The 23,116-nt window shown below is 69.1% G+C and carries 23 protein-coding genes; 17 read left to right on the plus strand and 6 right to left on the minus strand.

The window, feature by feature from the left end; translation table 11 throughout:
• Nucleotides 1–170: 170 nt before the first annotated feature.
• The 3 genes from JOF42_RS16670 to JOF42_RS16680 are packed head-to-tail and all read left to right on the plus strand — an operon-like array spanning nt 171 to nt 3,516.
• Nucleotides 171–1,454, plus strand: coding sequence for a M18 family aminopeptidase (locus JOF42_RS16670; protein ID WP_210098828.1), 1,284 nt, complete (start codon nt 171–173; stop codon nt 1,452–1,454).
• Nucleotides 1,455–1,501: 47 nt separating this feature from the next.
• Nucleotides 1,502–2,947, plus strand: coding sequence for a purine-cytosine permease family protein (locus tag JOF42_RS16675; protein ID WP_210098829.1), 1,446 nt, complete (start codon nt 1,502–1,504; stop codon nt 2,945–2,947).
• Nucleotides 2,944–3,516 (plus strand): cysteine hydrolase family protein, encoded by a 573-nt coding sequence (locus tag JOF42_RS16680; RefSeq protein WP_210098830.1) that lies wholly within the window; start codon nt 2,944–2,946, stop codon nt 3,514–3,516. Before JOF42_RS16675 ends, JOF42_RS16680 begins: the two co-directional genes overlap by 4 nt.
• A 178-nt stretch (nt 3,517–3,694) precedes the next feature.
• Here the strand turns inward: JOF42_RS16680 and JOF42_RS16685 are convergent, their stop codons facing one another.
• Together JOF42_RS16685 and JOF42_RS16690 are read right to left on the minus strand one after the other, a co-directional pair.
• Nucleotides 3,695–5,068 (minus strand): pyridoxal phosphate-dependent decarboxylase family protein, encoded by a 1,374-nt coding sequence (locus JOF42_RS16685; protein ID WP_210098831.1) that lies wholly within the window; start codon nt 5,066–5,068, stop codon nt 3,695–3,697.
• A gap of 9 nt (nt 5,069–5,077) precedes the next feature.
• On the minus strand, nt 5,078–5,749 hold the full coding sequence (locus JOF42_RS16690; protein WP_210098832.1) for a TetR/AcrR family transcriptional regulator: 672 nt from the start codon (nt 5,747–5,749) through the stop codon (nt 5,078–5,080).
• Between the two features lie 92 nt (nt 5,750–5,841).
• Between JOF42_RS16690 and JOF42_RS16695 the strand changes: the two genes are divergently transcribed.
• The 6 genes from JOF42_RS16695 to JOF42_RS16720 all read left to right on the plus strand — a co-directional run bounded on the left by JOF42_RS16695 (nt 5,842) and on the right by JOF42_RS16720 (nt 12,801).
• A complete protein-coding gene (locus tag JOF42_RS16695) occupies nt 5,842–6,882 on the plus strand; it encodes an agmatine deiminase family protein (protein ID WP_210098833.1) in 1,041 nt (346 codons plus the stop codon).
• Nucleotides 6,879–8,594 carry an amidase gene (locus JOF42_RS16700; protein ID WP_210098834.1) on the plus strand — a complete coding sequence of 572 codons (1,716 nt, stop codon included), beginning with the start codon at nt 6,879–6,881 and terminating at the stop codon, nt 8,592–8,594. Before JOF42_RS16695 ends, JOF42_RS16700 begins: the two co-directional genes overlap by 4 nt.
• 105 nt (nt 8,595–8,699) lie before the next feature.
• A complete protein-coding gene (locus JOF42_RS16705) occupies nt 8,700–9,554 on the plus strand; it encodes a tryptophan 2,3-dioxygenase (protein ID WP_056313088.1) in 855 nt (284 codons plus the stop codon).
• Nucleotides 9,554–10,708, plus strand: a complete 1,155-nt coding sequence (locus tag JOF42_RS16710; RefSeq protein WP_210098835.1) for an amidohydrolase family protein — start codon at nt 9,554–9,556, stop codon at nt 10,706–10,708. Before JOF42_RS16705 ends, JOF42_RS16710 begins: the two co-directional genes overlap by 1 nt.
• Nucleotide 10,709: 1 nt before the next feature.
• Nucleotides 10,710–11,963: a kynureninase gene (locus JOF42_RS16715; protein WP_210098836.1), complete on the plus strand. Its 1,254-nt coding sequence runs from the start codon at nt 10,710–10,712 to the stop codon at nt 11,961–11,963.
• Nucleotides 11,953–12,801 carry a PaaX family transcriptional regulator gene (locus JOF42_RS16720; RefSeq protein ID WP_210098837.1) on the plus strand — a complete coding sequence of 283 codons (849 nt, stop codon included), beginning with the start codon at nt 11,953–11,955 and terminating at the stop codon, nt 12,799–12,801. Before JOF42_RS16715 ends, JOF42_RS16720 begins: the two co-directional genes overlap by 11 nt.
• Here JOF42_RS16720 and JOF42_RS16725 read toward each other — a convergent pair.
• The gene (locus JOF42_RS16725) at nt 12,776–13,777 is read right to left on the minus strand and encodes a LacI family DNA-binding transcriptional regulator (RefSeq protein ID WP_210098838.1); all 1,002 of its coding nucleotides are present in this window, start codon (nt 13,775–13,777) and stop codon (nt 12,776–12,778) included. The genes JOF42_RS16720 and JOF42_RS16725 overlap by 26 nt on opposite strands.
• 165 nt (nt 13,778–13,942) lie before the next feature.
• Here JOF42_RS16725 and JOF42_RS16730 point away from each other — a divergent pair, with 165 nt between their 5' ends.
• The 4 genes from JOF42_RS16730 to JOF42_RS16745 are packed head-to-tail and all read left to right on the plus strand — an operon-like array spanning nt 13,943 to nt 19,451.
• Complete coding sequence (locus tag JOF42_RS16730) at nt 13,943–15,241, plus strand: extracellular solute-binding protein (protein ID WP_210098839.1); 1,299 nt, start codon at nt 13,943–13,945, stop codon at nt 15,239–15,241.
• Entirely contained in the window at nt 15,222–16,211 is a 990-nt protein-coding gene (locus tag JOF42_RS16735; protein ID WP_245340836.1) for a carbohydrate ABC transporter permease, read from the plus strand. The genes JOF42_RS16730 and JOF42_RS16735 overlap by 20 nt, the downstream gene beginning before the upstream one ends.
• Complete coding sequence (locus JOF42_RS16740; RefSeq protein WP_210098840.1) at nt 16,208–17,098, plus strand: carbohydrate ABC transporter permease; 891 nt, start codon at nt 16,208–16,210, stop codon at nt 17,096–17,098. The genes JOF42_RS16735 and JOF42_RS16740 overlap by 4 nt, the downstream gene beginning before the upstream one ends.
• Before the next feature lie 52 nt (nt 17,099–17,150).
• On the plus strand, nt 17,151–19,451 hold the full coding sequence (locus JOF42_RS16745; RefSeq protein WP_210098841.1) for a beta-xylosidase/alpha-l-arabinosidase: 2,301 nt from the start codon (nt 17,151–17,153) through the stop codon (nt 19,449–19,451).
• A gap of 6 nt (nt 19,452–19,457) precedes the next feature.
• Here JOF42_RS16745 and JOF42_RS16750 read toward each other — a convergent pair whose 3' ends face one another.
• A complete protein-coding gene (locus tag JOF42_RS16750; protein ID WP_210098842.1) occupies nt 19,458–19,943 on the minus strand; it encodes an FBP domain-containing protein in 486 nt (161 codons plus the stop codon).
• Nucleotides 19,944–20,255: 312 nt separating this feature from the next.
• Between JOF42_RS16750 and JOF42_RS16755 the strand changes: the two genes are divergently transcribed.
• Nucleotides 20,256–20,603, plus strand: coding sequence for a hypothetical protein (locus tag JOF42_RS16755; RefSeq protein ID WP_210098843.1), 348 nt, complete (start codon nt 20,256–20,258; stop codon nt 20,601–20,603).
• A 24-nt stretch (nt 20,604–20,627) separates the two neighbouring features.
• Here JOF42_RS16755 and JOF42_RS16760 read toward each other — a convergent pair whose 3' ends face one another.
• Nucleotides 20,628–21,029 carry a four-helix bundle copper-binding protein gene (locus JOF42_RS16760; RefSeq protein WP_056313102.1) on the minus strand — a complete coding sequence of 134 codons (402 nt, stop codon included), beginning with the start codon at nt 21,027–21,029 and terminating at the stop codon, nt 20,628–20,630.
• A 204-nt stretch (nt 21,030–21,233) separates the two neighbouring features.
• Between JOF42_RS16760 and JOF42_RS16765 the strand changes: the two genes are divergently transcribed.
• A complete protein-coding gene (locus JOF42_RS16765; RefSeq protein ID WP_210098844.1) occupies nt 21,234–21,440 on the plus strand; it encodes a CsbD family protein in 207 nt (68 codons plus the stop codon).
• Between the two features lie 30 nt (nt 21,441–21,470).
• Here JOF42_RS16765 and JOF42_RS16770 read toward each other — a convergent pair whose 3' ends face one another.
• Nucleotides 21,471–21,635: a hypothetical protein gene (locus tag JOF42_RS16770; protein ID WP_210098845.1), complete on the minus strand. Its 165-nt coding sequence runs from the start codon at nt 21,633–21,635 to the stop codon at nt 21,471–21,473.
• A 125-nt stretch (nt 21,636–21,760) separates the two neighbouring features.
• Here JOF42_RS16770 and JOF42_RS16775 point away from each other — a divergent pair, with 125 nt between their 5' ends.
• Together JOF42_RS16775 and JOF42_RS16780 are read left to right on the plus strand one after the other, a co-directional pair.
• Nucleotides 21,761–22,027: a DUF7218 family protein gene (locus tag JOF42_RS16775; RefSeq protein WP_210098846.1), complete on the plus strand. Its 267-nt coding sequence runs from the start codon at nt 21,761–21,763 to the stop codon at nt 22,025–22,027.
• 11 nt (nt 22,028–22,038) lie between these two features.
• A complete protein-coding gene (locus JOF42_RS16780; protein WP_210098847.1) occupies nt 22,039–23,109 on the plus strand; it encodes a carboxylate-amine ligase in 1,071 nt (356 codons plus the stop codon).
• The last annotated feature ends 7 nt before the right edge of the window (nt 23,110–23,116 follow it).

Genomic DNA, 23,116 nt, shown 5'->3' on the forward strand with positions numbered 1-23,116 from the left:
TAGACCCGGACCCCGCCTGGATTCGGTCCCGTATCGAACGCCGATATCGGATCGAGACCGGTATTCCGGTCATATCGGCTGTGGTGACCTGCGGCCGCTGACGGGCGGTTCGACGAGGTGCCCCGGCCTCGCCGATTACGATCGAAGGACCCCCTTCAGGAAGGTCGCTCATGCCCGTCACCCCGGATGCACTCGCCCACGCCGAGGACCTCGCCGACTTCGTCGCCGCCTCGCCCTCGAGCTATCACGCCGCCGCCGAGGTGGCCAGGCGGCTGGAGGATGCCGGATTCGAGCCTCTCGCCGAGGAGGACGCGTGGGACGTGACTCCCGGAGGACGCTACCTCGTCGTCCGCGACGGGGCCGCCATCGCGTGGACCGTTCCAGCGGATGCGACGGCCGTGACCCCCGCGCACGTGCTCGGCGCCCACACCGACTCCCCCGGGTTCAAGCTCAAGCCGCAGCCGACCACCGGGTCGAAGGGCTGGCTGCAGGTGGCCGTCGAGGTCTACGGCGGCCCGCTCCTCAACTCCTGGCTCGACCGAGAGCTGCGCCTCGCCGGACGCCTCGCCCTCGCCGACGGCCGCGTCGTGCTCGCCGACACAGGTGCGCTGCTGCGCCTTCCCCAGCTCGCCGTGCACCTCGACCGCGAGGCGAACAGTGGACTCGCGCTCGACAAGCAGTTCCAGACGCAGCCCGTCTGGGGGCTCGGCGACCCGACACAGGAGGACATCCTGGCGGAGCTCGCGGACTCTGCCGGCGTCTCGGCATCCGAGATCCGCGGCTACGACGTCGTGATCGCCGACTCGGCGCGCGGCGCGGTGTTCGGCAAGGACGACGCGTTCTTCGCCTCCGGCCGTCTCGACGACCTCGCCTCCGTGCACGCGGGAGTTGTGGCACTGGAGGCTCTCGGCACGCCCGCGACCGGCCCCATCGCGATCCTCGCCGCCTTCGACCACGAGGAGCTCGGCTCCAACTCGCGCTCCGGCGCGGCGGGTCCTTTCCTCGAAGACATCCTCGGCCGCGTGTACGACGCCCTCGGCGCCGACTCGTCCGAGCGTCGCCGCGCCTTCGCCGCATCGTGGTGCCTGTCGAGCGACGTCGGCCACTCCGTGCACCCGAACTACGTGCACAAGCACGACCCGGTGGTGCAGCCCGTGCTCGGCTCGGGACCGATCCTCAAGCTCAACTCCAACCAGCGCTACGCGACGGATGCGGTCGGCTCCGCCGCTTGGCGCAACTGGTGCGAGGCGGCCGACGTCGTCACGCAGGAGTTCGTCTCGAACAACAATGTGCGGTGCGGGTCGACGATCGGCCCGATCACGGCGACGCGTCTCGGCATCCGCACGGTCGATGTCGGCATCCCGATCCTGTCGATGCACTCGGCGCGCGAGCTCGCCGGAGTCTCGGATCTGCACGACCTCGCCCGCGTGGCGGGAGCATTCTTCGCCGGCTGAGCCACCGGAGCGCCCCCGCAGCGCTCCTGCAGTGCCAGGATGATGGCATGACGGACATCAAGCCTGCTCTCATCGAGCGCGCGGGCATCGAGATCATCCCCGAATCCGAGCGCACGGCGAAGCCGCGCGACCTGTTCTGGCCGTGGTTCGCGGCGAACGTGTCGGTGTTCGGCATGTCGTACGGATCGTTCGTGCTCGGCTTCGGGATCTCGTTCTGGCAGGCCACGATCGTGTCGGTCATCGGCATCGTCGTGTCGTTCCTGCTGTGCGGGCTGATCGCGATCGCCGGCAAGCGCGGATCCGCGCCGACCATGGTGCTCTCCCGCGCCGCCTTCGGCGTGCAGGGTCAGAAGGTGCCGGGCATCGTCTCGTGGCTGACCTCGATCGGCTGGGAGACGTTCCTCGCGATCATGGCGGTGCTCGCCACAGCCACCGTCATCACCCAGCTCGGCGGCGACGGCGACAGCATCGCGCTGAAGATCATCGCCACCCTGATCGTCGCCGCCCTCATCGTGACGGCCTCCGTGCTCGGCTATCACACGATCATGAAGCTGCAGTCGGTGCTCACCTGGGTGACCGGCGCCGTGACGATCCTCTACATCATCCTCGCGGCCCCGACCATCGACATCGCCGCCGTGATGGCCCGGCCGGACGGCGGCATCGGACAGGTCATCGGCGCACTCGTCATGGTGATGACGGGCTTCGGCCTCGGCTGGATCAACATCGCCGCCGACTGGTCGCGGTATCAGAAGCGCACGGCATCCGACGGTGCGATCGTGCTGTGGAACACGGTGGGCGGTTCGATCGCCCCGGTGGTGCTCGTGGTGTTCGGCGTGCTGCTCGCCGGCTCCGACGACGAACTCAGCACCGCGATCGCGGCCGACCCGATCGGTGCCCTCGCGACGATCCTGCCCCTCTGGGTGCTCGTGCCGTTCCTGCTCACCGCCGTGCTCGCCCTCGTCTCGGGCGCCGTGCTCGGGATCTACTCCTCCGGCCTCACGCTGCTGAGCCTCGGCATCCGCATCCCCCGCCCGTCGGCCGCGGCGATCGACGGAGTGATCCTGACCATCGGCACGATCTACGTCGTGTTCTTCGCCACCGACTTCCTCGGCCCGTTCCAGAGCTTCCTCATCACGCTCGGCGTTCCGCTGGCGTCGTGGGCCGGCATCCTGATCGCCGACATCCTGCGCCGCCGGAAGGACTACGACGAGGAGGCCCTCTTCGACAGCCGGGGTCGCTACGGCGCCTGGGACTGGATCTCGATCGGCACCATGGTGGTCGCGAGCGTCATCGGCTGGGGCTTCGTACTCAACGGCTTCGCGGATGCCGCGCCCTGGAACAACTGGCAGGGCTACCTGCTCGGTCTCGTCGGCGGAGTCGACGGAGACTGGGCGTACGCGAACCTCGGGGTGTTCTTCGCGCTGGTGCTGTCGTTCGTCGTGACGTGGTTCGCCAGGGCAGGCAAGATCCGTCGCCAGGAGCAGACGGCGTGAGCGGTAGCCCTTCGGCGTCGGCGGAGGACTCCTGGCTGGTCGTGATCGACCCGCAGGCGATCTTCGCATCGCCCGACTCGGCGTGGGGATCGCCGTTCTTCGCCGATGTGATCCCCCGCATCCGCGAACTCGCCGACTCGTTCGGCGAGCGGGTCATCGTGACGCGCTGGATGCCGACCGCCGACCGCTCGACCTCCTGGGGCGAGTACTTCGCTGCCTGGCCGTTCGCCGACCAGGCCACGAGTGACCCGCTCTTCGCCCTCGTATCCGACGCGGTCGGTCTGTCGCCGCATCCGACCCTCGATCTGCCCACGTTCGGCAAGTGGGGTGGCGAGATCGAGGCGATCGTGGGTCGCGGGGCTCGCGTCGTGCTCACCGGCGTCTCGACCGACTGCTGCGTCATCTCGACCGCGCTGGCCGCAGCGGATGCCGGAGCGCACGTCACGGTCGTCGTCGACGCGTGCGCCGGGTCTACGGCCGAGAACCACGCGGCCGCGATGCAGGTGATGGGGCTCTACCCGCCGCAGATCACAATCAGCGACACGGCCGCGGTGCTGGCCGGGCGCTGACGCAGAACTCCTGCCACCCGCCGCAGCCCCCTGCCGCCGGCTCAGTCCCCTGCCGCCGGTGCAGTCCCCTGCCGCCGCCGCCCTGCGTCACGATCTGCGGAGCATGACCCGATCCGCGGACGAAGTGGCCGGATCCGTCCGCGAAACGTACGCGCGTCCGCACATCGGGCGCACGCGCCTACTTCATCGTGTCGAGGATGCCGACGAGGTCGTCGAAGGTCGTGAGCGGGTTGAGGATCGCGAAGCGCGTGTTCGGACGCCCGCGATGCGAACTCGGCACGACGAACGCGCGCTGCGAGTCGAGGAGTTCGTCGGACCAGCGGTCGTAGTCCTCGCGCTTCCACCCTTCGCGCTCGAACACGACGACCGAGAGCTGAGGATCACGCACGAGGCGCAGCTCGGGGCGGGCGGCGATCTCTGCGGCGATCGTCTTCGTGAGAGTGAGCGTCGCGCTCACGGCCTCGCGATAGGCGGTCACGCCGTAGGTCGCCAACGAGAACCACAGCGGGAGCCCGCGAGGGCGCCGGGTCAGCTGGATCGAGTAGTCCGACGGGCTGAAGTCGCCCGCGTCGGTGAGGGTGTCGAGGTACTCGGCGTGCTGAGTGTGCGCGCGGCGACCGGCCTCGGGGTCGCGGTAGATCAAGGCACAGCAGTCGAACGGCGCGAACAGCCACTTGTGCGGATCGACGATGACCGAGTCCGCGCGCTCGACGCCCGCGAAGATTCCTCGGGCCTCGGGGGCGAGCATCGCGGTGAGACCGTAGGCCCCGTCGATGTGCAGCCAGAAGTCGAACTCGTCCTTGAGCGCGGCGATGCCGGCGATGTCGTCGACGATGCCGAAGTTGGTCGAGCCTCCGGTGGCCACGACCGCGCAGATCTCGTCTCCGTGTTCGCGCAGCGCCTCGCGCACGGCATCCGCCCGCAGCACCCCGTCGTCGCCCGCGGGCACGAGCAGCACATCGGCATCCATGACCTTCGCCGCCGACTTGTTCGACGAGTGCGCCTCGACGCTGCAGACGATCTTCCACCGCGTCGGCAGCTCTTTGCCCGCCTCGAGAAGCTTCGCCTTCGCGGACTCGCGAGCCGCGACCAGAGCCGACAGGTTGCCGATCGTGCCGCCCTGCACGAACACCCCGCCCGCGGTGTCGGGGAGGCCGAACTCGGAGGCGAGGAACGAGAGGACCTCGTTCTCGGCGTGCACGGCTCCTGCCCCTTCGAGCCAGCTGCCTCCGTAGAGGCCGGATGCCGACACCACGAGGTCGAACGCGATCGAGGCGATCGTCGGCGCGGTGGGGATGAACGACAGGTACGACGGGTGGCTCGTCGTCAGGCACGCGGGAGCGAGGATGTGCTCGAACACGCTCAGAGCGCGCTGCGAGCCGAGGCCTGCATCGGTGATCGTCGTGCCGACCAGCCGGTTGAGCTCGGCTGGGCTCTGCGGCTTGTCGAGCGGCACGTCGGCGGCGAGCATCCGTCGTCGCGAGTAGTCGAGCACCGCATCGACGATCGCCGTCGATTCGGCCGAGGCCGCGTGCATGCGTTCTGCTCCCATGAGCTGTCCTTACCTGTGGGTTTCTGCGAGCTGTGAGGGGGTGACCGTTGCCGGAGCGACCGGCACGTCGAGCACGGCCGTGAGGGTGCGGCGGGCAAGGTCGGCGCGGTCGCGCGGGGCCCAGTGCACGAGCGAATGGGCACTCATGCCGTCGACCATGGCCAACAGCATCCACGCCGAGGATGCGGCGTCGATACGGGACGCAGGATCGACCGGGAGCGCCGAGTCTTCGGCGATCGCTCGGGTGATGAGGTCTTCGAGCGCACTGTGCCAGTGGTCCATCTCGGCCCGCACTCGCGCGCCGAGCGCCTCGTTCCGCGCACCGAGCGCCCACGACTGCACCCAGACCATCGCGACGTCGTCTCGCGAGTCGTCGAGCAGCGTCTCGATGAGGCGCAGGAGGTTCGCGCGCAGGTCGACGGCGGGGTCGTACGCGGCGATGACCTCGTCGCGCTCGGCCGCGACGATCGCCGTGAACACCTCGGCGACGAACGACTCCATCACGGGCCTGTAGTGGGCCACGAGGGCGGGCGTCACGCCGACGTGCGCGGCCACGGCACGCACCGTCAGCGCCTCGAGTCCGCTCTCGGAGGCCAGCGCGACGGCGCCGTCGAGGATCGAGCGCTCACGCTCCTCGGGCGGCAGCCGGCGGGGTGCGGCAGCTCTTGACGTCGTCTTCATCACGGGCTACCGTATCACTCGTTGGACACGTGTTCAATAGCGATCGCGACTCCTCATCCGCGAGGTCGAGATCAGCAGCGAGGGAGACAATCATGGCCTGGCACATGCCCGCCGAGACCGCACCGCACGACCGCACCTGGATGGCGTTCCCCGCCGAGGGGCCGACCCTCGGCGAGACCGCGGCCGAGCGCGAAGAGGGCTACGTCACCTGGACGGCCGTCGCCCACGCGGTCGCCGAGTTCGAGCCGGTCACGATGATCGTTGATCCGGCCGAGATCACCCGCGCCCGGCGGATGCTGGGCAGCGGCATCGACATCGTCGAGGCGCCCGTCGATGAATTCTGGATGCGCGACTCCGGCCCCACCTTCGTGATCGACGACCACCGCCCCGGCGTTCTCGGCGCCGTCGACTGGATCTTCAACGGCTGGGGTGCCCCCGCCTGGGCGCAGTGGCAGAAGGCGGCGCAACATGCGCGAGTCATCGCGGGCGCGGTCGGCGCAGAGCTCGTCAGCTCGACGCTCGTCAACGAGGGCGGCGGTATCCACGTCGACGGCGAGGGCACCGTGTTGCTCACCGACACCGTGCAGCTCGACCCCCGGCGCAATCCCTTCGCCGACAGGCAGCGCGTCGAGGCCGAGATGGCTCGCACGATCGGCGCGACCAAGGCCGTCTGGCTGCCCCGCGGACTCACCCGCGACTACGACGACTTCGGCACGAACGGGCACGTCGACATCGTCGCCACCCTCGTCTCTCCCGGCCGCCTGCTGCTCCACGACCAGGCGAACCCCGACCATCCCGACCACGCGGTGACACGCGAGCTGCGCGCGCACCTCGCACAGCAGACGGATGCCGCCGGCCGCCGCTTCGAGATCATCGACCTGCCCGCGCCCGCCACGCTGCGCGACGAGGAGGGCTTCGTCGACTGGAGCTATGTCAACCACCTCGTGACGAACGACGGCGTGGTCGCCTGCGGCTTCGGCGACGAGCAGGCCGACGCCACGGCCAGAGAGATCCTCGCCGACGCCTATCCGGGTCGACGCGTGGTCACGGTCGATGCCCGCCCGCTCTTCGACCGCGGCGGCGGCATCCACTGCATCACCCAGCAGCAGCCGAGCGTGGCGGTGCACTCATGATCGACGTCGTCGAGGCCTCGATCGCCGATCTGCGGCGAGCGCTCGAGACCGGTGCAGCCACCGCCGTCGAGCTCGTCGACGCCTACCTCGCCCGCATCGCGGCCTACGACGAGCCAGAGACGGAGACGGCGCTGAACGCTGTCGTCGTCGCGAACCCCGATGCGCGCGCCGTGGCCACGGCATCCGATGCCCGCCGGGCACGCGGCGAGACACTCGGCCCGCTCGACGGCATCCCGTACACCGCCAAGGACAGCTACCTGGTGCGCGGACTCACCGCCGCCGCCGGAAGCCCCGCGTTCGCCGACCTGGTCGCACAGCGCGACGCGTTCACGATCGAGCGACTGCGCGCGGGCGGCGCGATCTGCCTCGGGCTGACCAACATGCCCCCGATGGCGAACGGCGGCATGCAGCGCGGTGTCTACGGCCGCGCCGAGAGCCCCTACAACGCCGGCTATCTCACCGCGCCCTTCGCCTCCGGATCATCGAACGGCTCGGGCACCGCGACGGCGGCGAGCTTCGCGGCGTTCGGTCTGGGCGAGGAGACGTGGTCGAGCGGTCGCGGGCCCGCCACGAACAACGCGCTGTGCGCGTACACACCCTCACGCGGCGTGATCTCGACGCGCGGCAACTGGCCGCTCGTCCCGACCATGGACGTCGTCGTGCCGCACGCGCGCACCATGGCAGACCTGCTCGAGGTGCTCGACGTGATCGTCGCCGATGACGCCGAGGTGCGCGGTGACTTCTGGCGCGCCCAGCCGTGGGTGGCGCTGCCGTCGTCGTCCGAGGTGCGTCCGGAGTCCTATCCGGCACTGCTCGAAGACGCGGGCGCGGCGCTCCGAGGCGCGCGCATCGGCATCCCCCGCATGTACATCAACGCAGATCCGGATGCCGGCACGGGTGACGAGCCGGGAATCGGCGGCCCCACGGGGCAGCGCATCGAGACCCGCTCGTCGGTGGTCGCTCGCTGGGACGCCGCGCGCCGCGACCTCGAGGGCGCCGGCGCCACGGTGGTCGAGGTCGACTTCCCCGTGGTGTCGAACTACGAGGGCGACCGACCCGGTGCGCCCACGATCGCGACCCGCGGGCTGGTGTCTGCGGAGTACCTGCAGCGCGAGATCGTCGATCTGTCGGCGTGGGGCTGGGAGGACTTCCTGCAGGCGAACGGAGACCCCCAGCTGCACACGCTCGCGGAGGTCGACGGCGCGTCGATCTTCCCGCACCCCGAGGGGGCGCTCCCCGACCGCTATACCGGCTTCGACGACGACATCGCCGAGTACCCCGGCTGGGTGCGTGACAACCCGGGCGTCGGATTCGCGGACATGCCTGAACTCCGCGACGGCCTTCGCGGACTCGAAGAGACACGTCGGATCGACCTCGAGGCGTGGATGGACGAGCACGAGCTCGATGCCGTCGTCTTCCCGGCGGTCGCCGACGTGGGGCCCGCCGACATGGACGTGAACGTGGCGTCCGCTGATCTCGGCTGGCGCAACGGCACCTGGATCGCCAACGGCAACCTGACCGTGCGTCACCTGGGCATCCCGACCGTCACGGTACCGATGGGCCTCATGGCAGACATCGGCATGCCGATCGGCCTGACGTTCGCCGGTCGCGCCTATGACGACTCCGCACTGCTGCGCCTCGCGGCCTGCTTCGAGGCGATCGGGGCACCGGGCGAGCGACGCACCGCTCCTCCACGCACGCCGAGGCTGTGACGATGCGGGCCCCGGGTCTACCCTGAGGGCATGGACATTTCACTATTGTGACGCTCGGCACGATTGTTATATGTTCTTCCTGTCCCCCACGACAGGAAGCGACCCATGAGCACCGAGAACAACGAGCGCGAGCTCGAGGCCGGCATCGTCACCGATCTGTCCGGACGCATGACCTACGGGTCGTATCTGTCGCTCGACCAGCTGCTCACCGCGCAGAACCCGGTCAGCGTTCCCGAGCACCACGATGAGCTGTTGTTCATCATCCAGCACCAGACCACCGAGCTCTGGCTCAAGCAGCTGCTGCACGAGCTGTCGTCCGCCCGCGAGCTGCTCGCGAGCGATGACCTTCGCGAGGCGCTGAAGCGCGTCGCGCGGGTCAAGCGCATCCAGGATGTGATGACCCAGCAGTGGGCGATCCTCGCCACGCTCACTCCCACCGAGTACGCGCAGTTTCGCGGCGCGCTCGGCAACTCCTCGGGTTTCCAGTCGGTGCAGTACCGCGCTGTCGAGTTCGCGCTCGGCAACAAGAACGAGAAGATGCTGAGCGTCTTCAGCGATCACCCCGCCAATCTCGCGCTGCTCACCGCCGAGTGGCACAAGCCCACCCTGTACGACGAGTTCCTGCGCTACGCGTCTCGCCGCGGCCTGCCGATCCCTGCCGAGATCCTCGACCGCGACGTGCGCCTCCCCTACCGCGAGACCCCCGAGCTGGTGCCCGCGATCCGCGAGATCTACCAGAATCACCAGCAGCACTGGGACCTCTACGAGGCGTGCGAAGACCTCGTCGACCTCGAGGACAACTTCCAGTTCTGGCGCTTCCGCCATCTGAAGACCGTCGCCCGCACGATCGGCATGAAGGTCGGCACCGGCGGCTCGAGCGGAGTCGGATTCCTGCAGCGCGCACTCGACCTGACGTTCTTCCCCGAGCTGTACACCGTGCGCACTGAGATCGGCGGCTGATGCACGCCGCCACATTCTTCGACGGAGAGGGATGGCGCGACGGGATCGTCGAGCTGCGTGACGGACGGATGCTGCTGCGCGAGGAGTCCCCCGCGCGCGATCTGCCCCGCCTCGACGGCGTGATCGTCGGCGGGTTCACCGACCACCACGTGCATCTGCAGCTCGTCGACCACGCTCTGCTGCACGGCTCGACACTCGGTCGCGTCGTCGATCTCGGCGCGAACCCGGCCGTCATCGCCACGATCGCCGCCCGCGCATTCCCCGCAGCGCCGATCCATGGAGACCAAAACGCACCCGACCTCCCAGGCGGGGTCAAAAACGCACCCGAATCGAGGGTTTACGGTGCGTTTTCGACCCCGCAGAGCGAGCGAGGTGAGGTGAGCGGTGCGTTTTCGACCCCACACGCGGTCACCGTCGAGTTCGCCGGCGCGTTCCTCACCCCGGTCGGCGGCTACCCCAGCGACCGTGACTGGGCACCCGCCGGCTCCGTCCGCGAGATCGCCGACGCCGCCGCGGCCGCGCGTGCCGTCGCCGAGATGGCGGATGCCGGAGCATCCTGCATCAAGGTCACGAGCAACAGCGCCGCCGGCCCCGTCTTCACCGACGACCTGTTCCGCGCGATCGTCGTCGCCGCGGCCGAGCGCGGACTTCCGGTCGTCTCACATGCCGAAGGCGCCGGAGAAGCGCAGCGCACGGCAGGCCTCGGCGCCGCATTCCTCGCGCACGCACCCTTCACCGAGCGCCTCGACGACGCCGACATCGCCGCTCAGGCGGTCTCCGTCTCGTGGATCTCGACGCTGTCGGTCCACGACGGCGACGCCCAGAAGACAGCCGTCGACAACGTCCGCCGCTTCCACGCGGCCGGTGGCACGGTGCTCTACGGCACCGACATGGGCAACGGCCCCACCCCGGTCGGCGTGAACACGGCAGAGCTCACCGCGCTGCGAGCCGCCGGCGTCACCGGCACCGACCTGTTGCGCGCGCTCGCACCGCAGGATCCGCTCGATCCCGCATCCCTGCTCCTCCTCCTTCCCGGCACCGGCACCGGCACCGGCACCGACACCGACGCCGACTCCGGCACTCCGGCCGACACCGGCCACGACACCGACCCCTCTCTCGCCCGCCCGCTGACCAGCGCTGATCTGAAGGCATGACATGACCGACACCCGCGACTCCACCCGCATCGATGACGCTCTGCTCGAGGCAGCGCGCTCGCTCGACGCCGCCGACCCGCTGCATGCCCACCTCGCCGCGTTCGCTGACGCACCGGGTGTCGGCGCCTACCTCGACGGCAACTCGCTCGGCCGTCCGCTGCGCGACACCCCCGAGAAGCTCGCCGCCTTCGTCCGCGACGACTGGGGAACCCGACTGATCCGCTCGTGGGACGAGCAGTGGATGGCGCTGCCGATGGAGCTCGGAGACCGCATCGGCAGCCTCACCCTCGGCGCCGCCGCCGGTCAGACCGTCGTCGCCGATTCGACGAGCGTGCTGATCTACAAGCTGATGCGCGCCGCCGCGACCGCCGATCCGACGCGCACCGAGCTCGTGATCGAGGCGGGCAACTTCCCGACCGATCGGTTCATGGCCGAGGGCGTCGCCGCCGAGACGGGCATGACCGTGCGCTGGATCGAACCCGACCCCGTACTCGGCGTGCGGATCGCCGATGTGGTCGCCGTGATCTCCGACAAGACCGCGCTCGTCTCACTGAGCCACGTCGACTACCGCTCAGGGGCCCTGGCAGACATGCCGGGGATCACGGATGCCGTGCATCAGGTCGGCGCGCTCATGATGTGGGACCTCTGCCACTCGGCCGGCATCATCCCGATGCAGCTCGACGCGTGGGGTGTCGACATGGCGGTCGGATGCACCTACAAGTACCTCAACGGCGGCCCCGGGTCTCCCGCGTTCGCATACCTGCGGCGGGAGCATCAGGGCACGCTGCGGCAGCCGATCCAGGGATGGTGGAGCGCCGCCGACATCTTCGCGATGGGTCCGGAGTACGTGCCGGCGGGCGACATCCGCCAGCTCCTGAGCGGCACTCCCCCGGTGACCTCGATGGTCGCGATGCAGGGGATGCTCGACCTGATCGAGCAGGCCTCGATCGAGGCCGTCCGTGCGAAGGCCGTCTCACTCACCGACTTCGCCGTCCGGGCCTACGACGAGCTCCTCGCGCCTCTCGACGTGCGCCTGCTCAGCCCGCGCGACGCCGAGCTGCGCGGAGGCCACGTCACGATCGGACACCCCGATTTCCGCGCCGTGACGCAGCGCCTGTGGGCCGACGGGATCATCCCGGACTTCCGCTTCCCCGATGGCATCCGCCTGGGTCTCTCACCGCTGAGCACGTCGCACGTCGAGACGCTCACCGGCGTGCTCGCGGTGCGCGATGCGCTGGAGTCGCATGACCGCTGAGCCCTCCGGGGAGGTCGTGGAGAACCCCGTGCTCGACGACATCGATGCGCGGCCCGGCAGCACGGCCTCCCTTCTCCGCACGATCGTCGGACTGTATCTGCGCCCGATCGGCGGCTGGATCTCGGCCGCCGATCTCGTGTCGCTCGCGGGTGACCTCGACATCCCGACGGCGCAGGCGCGCACCGGCATCACCCGTCTCAAGCAGAAGGGTCTGCTGCTCGCCGAGCGCGGGCACGCCGTCGGCTACCGGTTGAACCCTGATGCCGTCACCATGCTGGAACGGGGCGATCGCCGCATCTTCGAGATGAGGGAGATGACGGATGCCGACAGATGGTGCCTCATCTCGTTCTCAATCCCCGAGAGCGCGCGCAGCATCCGCCATCAACTGCGCCGCCGTCTGCAGTGGATCGGTGCGGGAGTCGTGTCGCCCGCACTGTGGATCTGCCCCGGTCATCTGCAGGACGAGGTCCTCGAGATCGTCGCCGAGCTCGACGCCCGCGCCTGGGTGACGCTGTTCCAAGCAGGCGCTCCGACGACACCGCGCACGCTGCCCGAGGCCGCCGCCGAGTGGTGGGACCTCGACTCGCTGCGCTCCGAACACCTCGCCTTCCAGCAGTCCCTGACGACGCTTCCCTCCGAACCGTTCGCCGCCTACGTGCAGCTCATCGACAGATGGCGGGTGCTGCCGTACGTCGACCCTGGCCTGCCCCCGTCGATGCTTCCGGCCGACTGGCCGGGGCGTCGCAGCGTCGCCGAGTTCACGCGGCTGTCGACGGAACTCGCGGATGCCGCGTGGCAACATGCGCGGGACGTCACCGCGGCGGCGCGGCCGTCGTAGCCCTCACGACCAGTCGCGTGGGCAGGATCACGTTCATCTCGTCGATCTCGCCGCCCGAGAGCAGCGTGAACACCATGTCGGCCGCCACCGCGCCCAGCCGCCGCATCGGCTGCTGGATCGTGGTGAGCGGCAGAGCCCGCCTGGTCGCCTCTGGCACATCGTCGAAACCGACCACCGAGAGGTCCGCGGGCACGCGCAGACCCAGCTGATGGGCCACGTCGATGACCGCGATCGCCGAGAGATCGTTCGCGGCGAACACCGCCGTGGGGCGCGAGTCGCTGCTGAGCATCACCCTCGCGGACTCGCGCGTCGCCTCGAGCTCGTAGCGGCCGATGCCGATCAGCGAAGGGTCGAGCGGGATGCCCGCATCGGCGAGCGCACGTCGATACCCGGCGTCACGCAGCCCCGCCGACCGCAGATCGGGCCGTCCGGCGAGGAACCCGATACGCCGGTGGCCGAGTTCGATCAGATGTCTGGTGGCGGCGAGCGCGCCTCCGAAGCTGTCGGATTCGACGGTCGGCAGGTCTGCCCGGCCGGTGTGCGGATCGACGGCGACGACCGGAATCTCGGTGCCGGCGTTCACGACGGTCGGTGTCACCATGATCGCGGCGTCGATCAGTGTGCCGGAGAGCCTGCTGAGCGACCTCCGCTCCCAGCCGTCGCTCGCGCCGTGGTGCGAGCCCGCGTAGGCGAGCAGGTCGAAGCCCGTGTCGTGCATGGCCGCACCGACACCCTTGAGGATCTCCGCGCTGAACGGCTCGAAGTCGGCGAGGAGAACCCCGATCACCCCCGTGCGCCGCGCCCGCATGCTGCTCGCGACGAGGCTCGACTCGTAGCCGAGCTCCTTCACGGTGTCGAGCACACGCCGCACCGTGGCGTCCGCGATCCCGTATCGTCCGTTGACCGCCTTCGAGACGGTCGACACCGAGACTCCGGCCGCCTTCGCGACGTCGTGGATCGTGGTCCGAGCCCCCATGAGACGCCAGCGTAGCCCCGCTCGCAGTCCCGCGGAAACTGTTTTCGAAAACGTTTGACGATCGTCCCTGCCGACTGAAGACTGCATCCCACTGCGGTCTCACCCGAGCTGCCGCAGGCGACCGCAGCGACGCGGTGCGCACATCTCGATGAGGAGAACGATCACATGAACAGCAGAAGGCTCCCCCTCGCCGCAGCGGTGTCGGTGCTGGCCGTCGGAGCGCTCACGCTCTCGGGCTGCACCGGCGACACGAACGGCGGTGGCGGCGGTGACGGCACCACCACCATGACGCTCTGGCACAACTCGACGACCGGCCCCGGAGTGGAGTTCTGGGAGAAGACGGTCGCCGACTTCGAGGCGGACAACGAGGGCGTGACGATCGAGATCCAGTCGATCCAGAACGAAGACCTCGACGGCAAGCTCCAGACCGCACTCAACTCGGGCGACGCACCCGACATCTTCCTGCAGCGAGGCGGCGGCAAGATGGCCGCGATGGTCAAGGCCGGCCAGCTCAAAGACCTCACCGACTCGATCGCCGGTGGAGCGAAGGACGAGATCCCGGATGCCGCGTACTCGGCCAGCAGCCTCGACGGCAAGGTCTATGCCATGCCCGTGGCCGTGCTGCCGGGAGGTCTCTTCTACAGCCAGGATCTGTTCGACGAGGCGGGCATCACCGAGAACCCGACGACCCTCGACGAACTCGAGGCTGCGACCGAGTCGCTGAAGTCCGCGGGCATCGACCCCATCGCCCTCGGCGCGAAGGATGCCTGGCCCGCCGCGCACTGGTACTACTGGCTTGCTCTGCGCGAGTGCAGCTCGGACACGCTCGCCACGGCCGCGGACGAGATGGACTTCAGCGACGACTGCTGGGTGCGCGCGGGCGAGGATCTGCAGGCGTTCGCCGAGACGGAGCCGTTCAACTCCGGCTTCCTGACGACCCCCGCGCAGCAGGGCGCCGGCAGCTCGGCCGGCCTCATCGCCAACCACAAGGCCGCCATGGAGCTGATGGGCGCGTGGAACCCCGGCGTCATCGGCTCGCTCACCCCCGACCAGAAGCCGCTGGCCGACCTCAGCTGGTTCCCGTTCCCCGAGGTCGACGGCGGCGACGGCGAACCCGGGTCCATGATGGGCGGCGTCGACGGCTACTCGTGCTCGGTCGATGCGCCCGACGCCTGCGTCGACTTCCTGAACTATCTCGGCACGTCCGCGGTGCAGACCGAGTACTACAAGGCGTTCAACGCCCCGCCGGTCAACACCGTCGCACAGGAGGCCGTCACGGAGCCGTACCTGCAGGACATCCTCGCCGCGTACAACGACGCACCGTACGCGACCCAGTGGCTCGACACGGTCTACGGGCAGAACGTCGGCAACGCTCTCAACGTCGCGGTCGTCGACCTGCTCGCCGGCAACAGCTCTGCGAAGGATCTCGTCAAGGCTGTGCAGGATGCCGCAGCGAAAGCGTGAGAAGGGCGCCCGGCTGGAAGTGATCCTTCTGGCCGGGCCCGCCCTGCTCGTCTTCCTCGCCTTCGTCATCTTCCCGGTGCTGATGGCGGCGTACTACGGCTTCTTCAGCTGGCAGGGGTACGGCCCTCCCACCGAGTTCGTCGGACTGAAGAACTACCTGACGATCCTCCAGGATCCCCTGTTCCACGACGCGCTCGCGCACAACGGCTTCATCCTGGTCTTCTCCCTCGTGCTGCAGGGACCGATCGCCGTCCTGCTGGCGCTGCTGCTGAACAGGAGGATGCGGGGACAGTCGCTCATCCGGGTGCTGATCTTCGTCCCCTACGTGATCTCCGAGGTCGTCGTGGGCACCGGGTGGAGTCTGATGCTCCAGACCAACGGCGCGCTCAACGCAATGCTCACGAACATGGGACTCGGATTCCTCGCGACCGACTGGCTGTCGGATCCGGGCATCGCGATCTGGACGCTGATGGCGATCATCACGTGGAAGTACATCGGCTTCGCCGTCATCCTCTTCCTCGCGGGCCTGCAGGGCATTCCCGAGGAGCTGCACGAGGCGGCGGCGATCGACGGCGCGTCGTACTGGCAGATCCAGTGGCGCATCACGCTGCCCCTGCTCGCACCGACGCTGCGCATCTGGGCATTCCTGTCGATCATCGGCTCGCTGCAGCTGTTCGATCTCGTCTACATCATCTGGGGTCAGTACATCGCGTCCACCGCGGGCACCTCGACCATGGCGACGTACATGGTCTCGGAGGGGCGCAACGCCGGCAACTACGGCTACGGAAACGCGGTCGCCGTCGTGCTCTTCCTGATCTCGCTCGTGGTCGCGCTGATCTACCAGCGCGCCGTGCTGCGCCGAGACACCGACGGCGCGCTCACCGGTGCCCCGACATCACGCAAGAGGTCACGGCATCCGGTCGACCCGCAGCCGACCACACCCGAACTCGAGAAGGAGCTGGTCCGATGACCGCCACCTCGGTACTCGTCACCCAGCGGCCCGGCCGCTCGGGCCGCTCAGGCCGCACCGCGAAGGCTCGGCTGCCGTGGGCCAACCCCGCCGTGTACTTCGTCGCGCTGATCGCCATCGGCCTGATGCTGGCGCCGATCGCGTACATCATCACCGGCGGATTCCGCACGAACGCCCAGATCACGACGGATCCGGCGGGGCTCCCCCAGCCGTGGGTGGTGTCGAACTATATCGACGTGCTCACCGGCGACGTGTTCTGGCGCCTGGTGGGCAACTCGACGATCGTCGCCCTCGCGACGACCGTCGGCACGGTCGCCCTCGGACTCATGGCCGCGTATGTGCTGGCTCGTTATCGGTTCGCGGGACGCGGGGTGCTCTACGCGTTCTTCGCCGCCGGACTGATGTTCCCGCTGACCGTCGCGATCACCCCGCTCTACATCGTGGTGCGCAGCCTCGGACTCATGAACTCGCTCGGCGGCGTCATCCTGCCGCAGATCGCGTTCGCCCTGCCGACCACGATCATCATCCTCGTGCCGTTCCTGCGGGCGATCCCCGACGAGATCCAGGAGGCCTCGTTCATCGACGGATGCAGTCGCCTCGGATTCTTCTGGCGGATGGTGCTGCCGCTCTCCCTGCCGGGCGTCATCACGACCGGCATCCTGGCCTTCATCGGCAGCTGGAACGGCTATCTGCTTCCGCTGTTCATCCTCAACGACCAGGCGGCGTTCACCCTGCCGCTCGGGGTGCAGTCGTTCGCCTCGCAGTACTCGGTCGACACAGCGAAGGTGCTGGCCTTCACCTCGCTGTCGATGATCCCCGCGCTGATCTTCTTCAGCCTGTTCGAGCGGCGCATCGTCGGAGGGCTCACCGGTGCTGTCAAGGGCTGAGCCGGTCGCACCCGCGACGCCCCCGGCCGAAGAGATCGAGAAGGAGAACACGATGCCGCAGTCCCCCGGCTCCCCCACCCGCTCGCCCCGCGTCGAGGGGCTCCTCGCCCGGATGACCCTGGAAGAGAAGCAGGCACAGCTCGTCGGCTACTGGATCGACCAGGGCGTCGAGGTCGTCGCGCCGATGTCAGGAGAGAAGAAGAGCTCCACGCGCTACGAGGATGCGTCGGCGAACGGCATCGGCCACCTCACCCGCGTCTACGGCACCAGGCCCGTCGACCCGGTCGAGCGGGCGGCATGGCTGTGGGCCGAACAGCGCCGACTGCAGCAGCAGACACGACTGGGCATCCCGGCGCTCGTGCACGAGGAGTGCCTGACCGGTCTCGCCGCGTGGAAGGCCGCGACCTTCCCGACCCCCCTCGCCTGGGGCGCCTCGTTCGACCCCGCGCTGGTCGAGGAGGTCGGGGCGGCGGTCGGTTCGTCGATGCGGGCTCTCGGCATCCATCAGGGGCTCGCACCCGTGCTCGACGTCATCCGGGATCCCCGCTGGGGACGGGTCGACGAGTGCATCGCCGAGGACCCGCTGGTCGTCGGCACCGTCGGCACCGCCTACGTGCGCGGGCTGCAGTCCGAGGGCGTGCACGCGACGCTGAAACACTTCGTCGGATACTCCGCATCGCGAGCCGGACGCAACCATGCTCCGGTGAGTGCCGGACAGCGCGAGATCGAGGACGTGCTTCTGCCGCCGTTCGAGATGGCGGTGCGCGAAGGCGGCGCACGCAGCGTGATGAACTCCTATTCCGACATCGACGGGCTGCCGCTCGCCGCGGACCCGCGCTATCTCACCGGCATCCTGCGCGAACGCTGGGGTTTCGACGGCGTCGTCGTCTCGGACTACTTCTCGGTCGACTTCCTGCACAGCATGCAGCGGGTCGCCGCCGATTCCGCCGATGCCGCGCGTCTCGCGATCACGGCGGGGATCGATGTGGAACTGCCCTCCCCCGATGCGTTCGAGACGCTCGCCGCGCAGGTGCGCGACGGACGACTGGCGCCCGAGGTCCTGGATCAGGCGGTTCGCCGGGTGCTCGGGCAGAAGGAGTCGCTCGGACTGCTGGATGCCGATTTCAGCACGCCGCCGACCGCGATCGACCTCGACCCGGCCGAGCACCGCGCGCTCGCCCGACGGCTCGCTGAGGAATCCGTCGTGCTGCTGAGCAACGACGGAGCGCTTCCGCTCGACACGGCCACCGCGTCGCGCATCGCGGTGATCGGCCCCAACGCCGACAGCGCCGAGGCGCTGATGGGCTGCTACTCGTTCGTCAACCACGTGCTCGCCACTCACCCGGGCACCCCCGCGGGTATCGAGCTGCCCACCGTCGTCGACGCGCTGCGCGCCGAGTTCCCCCGCGCCGAGTTCACGACCACGGCCGGGTGCGATGTCGAGGGCACCGACCGCTCAGCCCTCCCCGTCGCGGTCGAGGCGGCGGCGCAGGCGGACGTCGCGATCGTCGTGGTCGGCGACCGTGCCGGTCTGTTCGGACGCGGCACGGTCGGAGAGGGCAACGACGTGGAAGACCTGGAGCTCCCCGGCATCCAGCGCGAGCTCGTCGAGGCGGTCGTCGCGACCGGCACCCCGGTGATCCTGATCACGATGACGGGGCGCCCCTATGTGCTCGACTGGGCGCTGCCACCGCGCGCAGGTGCGGCAGGCACGACGACCGGGTTGGGAGTGGTGGATGCCGCCGGCGCCGCGACTCCATCTCCCGCTGCCCTCCCCGCAGCCGTGCTGCAGACGTTCTTCCCGGGAGAGGAGGGCGCGCCTGCCCTCGCCGGGTTGCTGAGTGGCCGCGTCGCTCCGTCGGGGCGGCTCCCGGTGTCACTGCCGCGATCGGCCGGTGCGCAGCCGTACTCGTATCTGCACCCGGTGCTCGGCGGACGCACCGATGTGACGAGTGCCGACCCGACTCCGACTCGGCCGTTCGGATTCGGGCTCAGCTACACGACGTTCACGCACGACGATCTCACGGTGCCCGCGACCGTCGCCGCGGGAGAGGCCTTCCGCGCGATCGTGCGGGTGCGCAACACGGGCCGCGTCGAGGCGACCGATGTCGTGCAGCTCTACGCCAACGACGAGGTCGCGAGCGTGACCCGCCCGGTCGCCCAGCTGGTGGACTTCCGACGGGTCACGCTCGCCCCGGGCGCCGAGGCCGTGGTCGAGTTCGACGTGCCGATCGATCGGCTCGCCTTCACCGGCCTCGACGGCGTGAAGCGCGTCGAGGCCGGGACGATCCGCCTCTGGGTCGGCGGGGCCTGCGACGACGAAGAGACGGTGGCTCGGCTCGAGATCGTGTGAGGCGGATCAGCCCTTCACCGCGGCGATGAATGCGGCGACGTGCTCCTGCAGCCTGACGATCCGCATCTCCCGCGCGAGCTCGCGGTCGTACCCGTCGTAGGCGAGGGGCGGCAGCACCCGCGCGTTCTTCGAGCATCCGAACTCGGTGCAGACGAGGGTGCCGATGGTGTCGCCCTTGCGGCCGGCGGGCCCCGCCTTGCGGGCGACGTAGAGCTGCACGTCGTTGCGCAGTGTCACGTCCTCGCACCAGGAGCACTGGGCTCGGGCGATGACGCGCTGCTCGGCGCGCTGCAGGATCACGCCGGTGACCACGTCGTCGATCCACGCGACGACGTACGAGCGACGAGGGAGCTTGGGGTCGACCCAGCCCAGGTAGTCGAGCTTGTCGAACTCGAGCTCGGCGAAGCCGGGCGGCAGGGTGAGGTCGGAGACCTCTTTGCGGGAGGCGTTGAGGAAGGAGGCGCGAAGGGTGCGCTCGTCGATGGGACGCATGAGAGAGGTGCTTTCGTGAAGGCCGCGGAGCGCGACAGAAGGAGACGAGAGGGAGCATCCGCACGGGATGCCGGGTACGACGTGGCCCCGGGGACGGGATGTTCCGCCTCCGGCCGATCGTCAGCCTCTGCCTGCGGCGCGGAAAGCGCCTGCGGCTCCGTTCTGCGCTCGATCCGGCATCCGGAGAGCGCTCATCGACAACAGCACCCGGCGAGTCTACGCCCGTTTGTTTCACACCGTGTCGGCCCGGGTTCCCTCTGCCGCGGGGCCGACCTACTCTTGCCGGAACGTCCGCTCATGAAGGAGACCACCGTGTCCACGCCGCTGAACCACCTTTCGCCCCCCTCGGTGCGTGAGCGTTCTGCGTGCATGTGCCGGCACGGCTTCGCGTGCTCCTCGTTCGCGGCGGGTCATGCCCTGCACCTGATCCAGGCGCGCATCGCCTCTGCGACTCCTTCTGAGTGGATCGACGCGATCGTCGAGCACGCAGACGCGACGACGGGCGACCTGGTCGTTCGCACGCTCGACGGGGCTGCCCACGTGCTGTGGAACGGCGCAGGCGCAGCGCTCGAGGCGCCGGCGGGCACGCCGATCGCCCTGCACGTGCGCTACGGCGTGCTGGCCGTGGGCCGCACGCAGTTCAACGTCGCGCTCTCCTGATCGCGACGGGTGATGCGAGGCTGCTCAGGCAGCCGCCATCATCATGTTCTTGACGGCCATGCACGCGTCCATGCAGGCCTGGCACGCCTGAGCGCACATCTTGCAGACCTCGCTGCTGTCGGCGTGCTGCATGCACTCGTCCATGCACGTCTGGCACATCGCGATGCAGGCGTCGAGCATCGCCATCATCGACGCGGGGGTCATGCCCTGCATCCGCATCATCGAGCGCATCATGGTGTTGCACATGTCGGCGCAGTTCATGCACGCCGGCGAGCAGTCCATCATCTGGGTCGAGCACACGGTGCATGCCTGCTCGCAGGCCGAACACGCGTCCATGCACGCCTGCATGACGGACATGTCCATCATGGCCATGTCGGGCATCGACATCATGTTCGAGCGCATCGCGCCCATCATCATCGAATCCATCTCGTACCGCCTCCGTCGTCGGCCGCAGCCGAGGTGAGAGCGGGCAGGACCACCCGCCTGAGGCCAGGCTAGCCCTCGCGGTGGCCTGCGTCGATGACGGATTCCGTCTGTCACGCGCGGTCGTCGTTGTCAATCCCGTGTGCAGGATTCCGGGCCCGTGCGACGGTGGTGATCCATTGACCGACGGATGAGAGGACGAAGCCCATGAGTGGTGCAGACGACGTCAAGAACGCAGCAGAGAAGGCCGCAGGAAAGGCCAAGGAGGGCTTCGGAAAGCTCACCGACAACGAGAAGCTCGAGGCCGAAGGCCGAGCGGATCAGGCGAAGGCGTCGGCCAAGCAGGCCGGAGAGAACGTCAAGGATGCCGCGAAGAACGTCGGCGACAACGTGCGGGACGGCTTCAAGGAGTGAGACCCGCCTCGGCGGGCCTCACTCCTCGGGTCAGCGGGTGCGGCTGCCGGTGATCGATCGGATCAGCCAGGCGATGACCGCAATGGCCAGCAGCACCAGTCCGACCCACAGCAGGAACTGCAGGGACTGAACCAGTCCGCCGGTGATCGCGAGAATGACGGCGACGACGATGACGATGATCAGCAGGATGTTCATCGGATTTCCCTTCTTGAGGACGCAGGGGGGGCGCCCGTCTACGGTGAATCAACCTAGACCCGCGCCCCCTGCGCCCCAGAGCCCCTTGACGCGGGGGTTCCCGACGTGCGAGAGGAGCACAGGACATGCCAGGACGCAGGAACGACTCCCTGAAGGACCCGGAGCTGTACGAAGAGCTCCGCAGCGACGGCGCCTCGAAGGAGAAGGCGGCGCGCATCTCGAACGCCGCGGCCAAAGAGGGTCGCAGCACCGTGGGACGCCGAGGCGGAGAGCACGGCGACTACGAGGACTGGACCGTCGCCGAACTGCGCGCCCGCGCGAAGGAGCTCGGCCTCACCGGGTACAGCGGCAAGCGCAAGGCCGAGCTCATCTCGGCACTGCGCGAGCATTAGGGCCGCCCTCCGTGGCCCGGTTCGGCATCGAAGAGGAGTTCGTCCTTCTCGATGAGCAGACGCTCGTCCCGACGGCCATGAGCACGTCCACCCGCGAACGCCTCGCTGAGGAGGTGGGCGCGGGTCTCACTCCCGAGTACCTGACCTGTCAGATCGAGTCGGCGACAGCTCCGATCGAGAACAGAGCGGATGCCGAGGCGCAGCTGCGCCGCACGCGACATCTTCTCGGCACCTACGCCGCCGACCAGAATGCGATCATCGGCGCGACCGGCACACCCTTCATCTCCCCCAACCGCTTCGCGGTGTCGTCGTCAGCGCACTACGACGCCGTTTCGACACAGCTCGTCGAGATCACCCGCGAGCACGAGGTCAACGGCCTGCACGTCCATGTCGAGGTCACCGATGACGAGGAGCGGGTCCGCGTGGTCAACCGCGTCCGCGCCTGGCTGCCGACCCTGCTCGCCCTCACCGGAAACGCGCCCTTCGCGCACGGACGCGATTCGGGCTTCGCGAGCTGGCGCAGCATCCTCATCCGCCGACTCCCCTCATCGTGGAGCCCACCGCACTTCCGCGATCTCGACGACTATCGCGCGCAGCTCGCTCGGCTCGTCGCCATGGGAGCGATCCCCGAGGCGAGCTCGCTGTCGTGGACGGTGCGGCTTTCGGAGCGATTCCCCACCGTCGAGGTGAGGGTGTTCGACGCGCAGTTGACGGTCGACGACACCCTGCTCGCCGCTGCCCTCACTCGCGCGCTCCTCGTGAGCGACGCGCTCGACGGTCTGCCCGAGCTGGGCGTCGACGCGATCGATGCGTCGCTGTGGACGGCGGCGAGGTACGGACCCGAGGCGCTGCTCGTCGATCCCGCGAGCGGCGACCCGGCCCCTGCCTCGGCGATCGTCGATGACCTCCTCCTGAGGCTGCATCCGACGCTCGAGAGCCTGGGCGACCAGGACTTCGTGACGGACGGGATCGCGCGCATCCGTGCCGAGGGTTCCGGAGCCCGGCGCCAGCGCGACGCGTATACCGAGAACGGAACCGCGGGCCTCCGCGAGCTCTACCGCCGGAGCAGCGCGACGGACTGACCCGCCC

The sequence above is a fragment of the Microbacterium phyllosphaerae genome, assembly GCF_017876435.1.
GTDB lineage: Bacteria > Actinomycetota > Actinomycetes > Actinomycetales > Microbacteriaceae > Microbacterium > Microbacterium phyllosphaerae.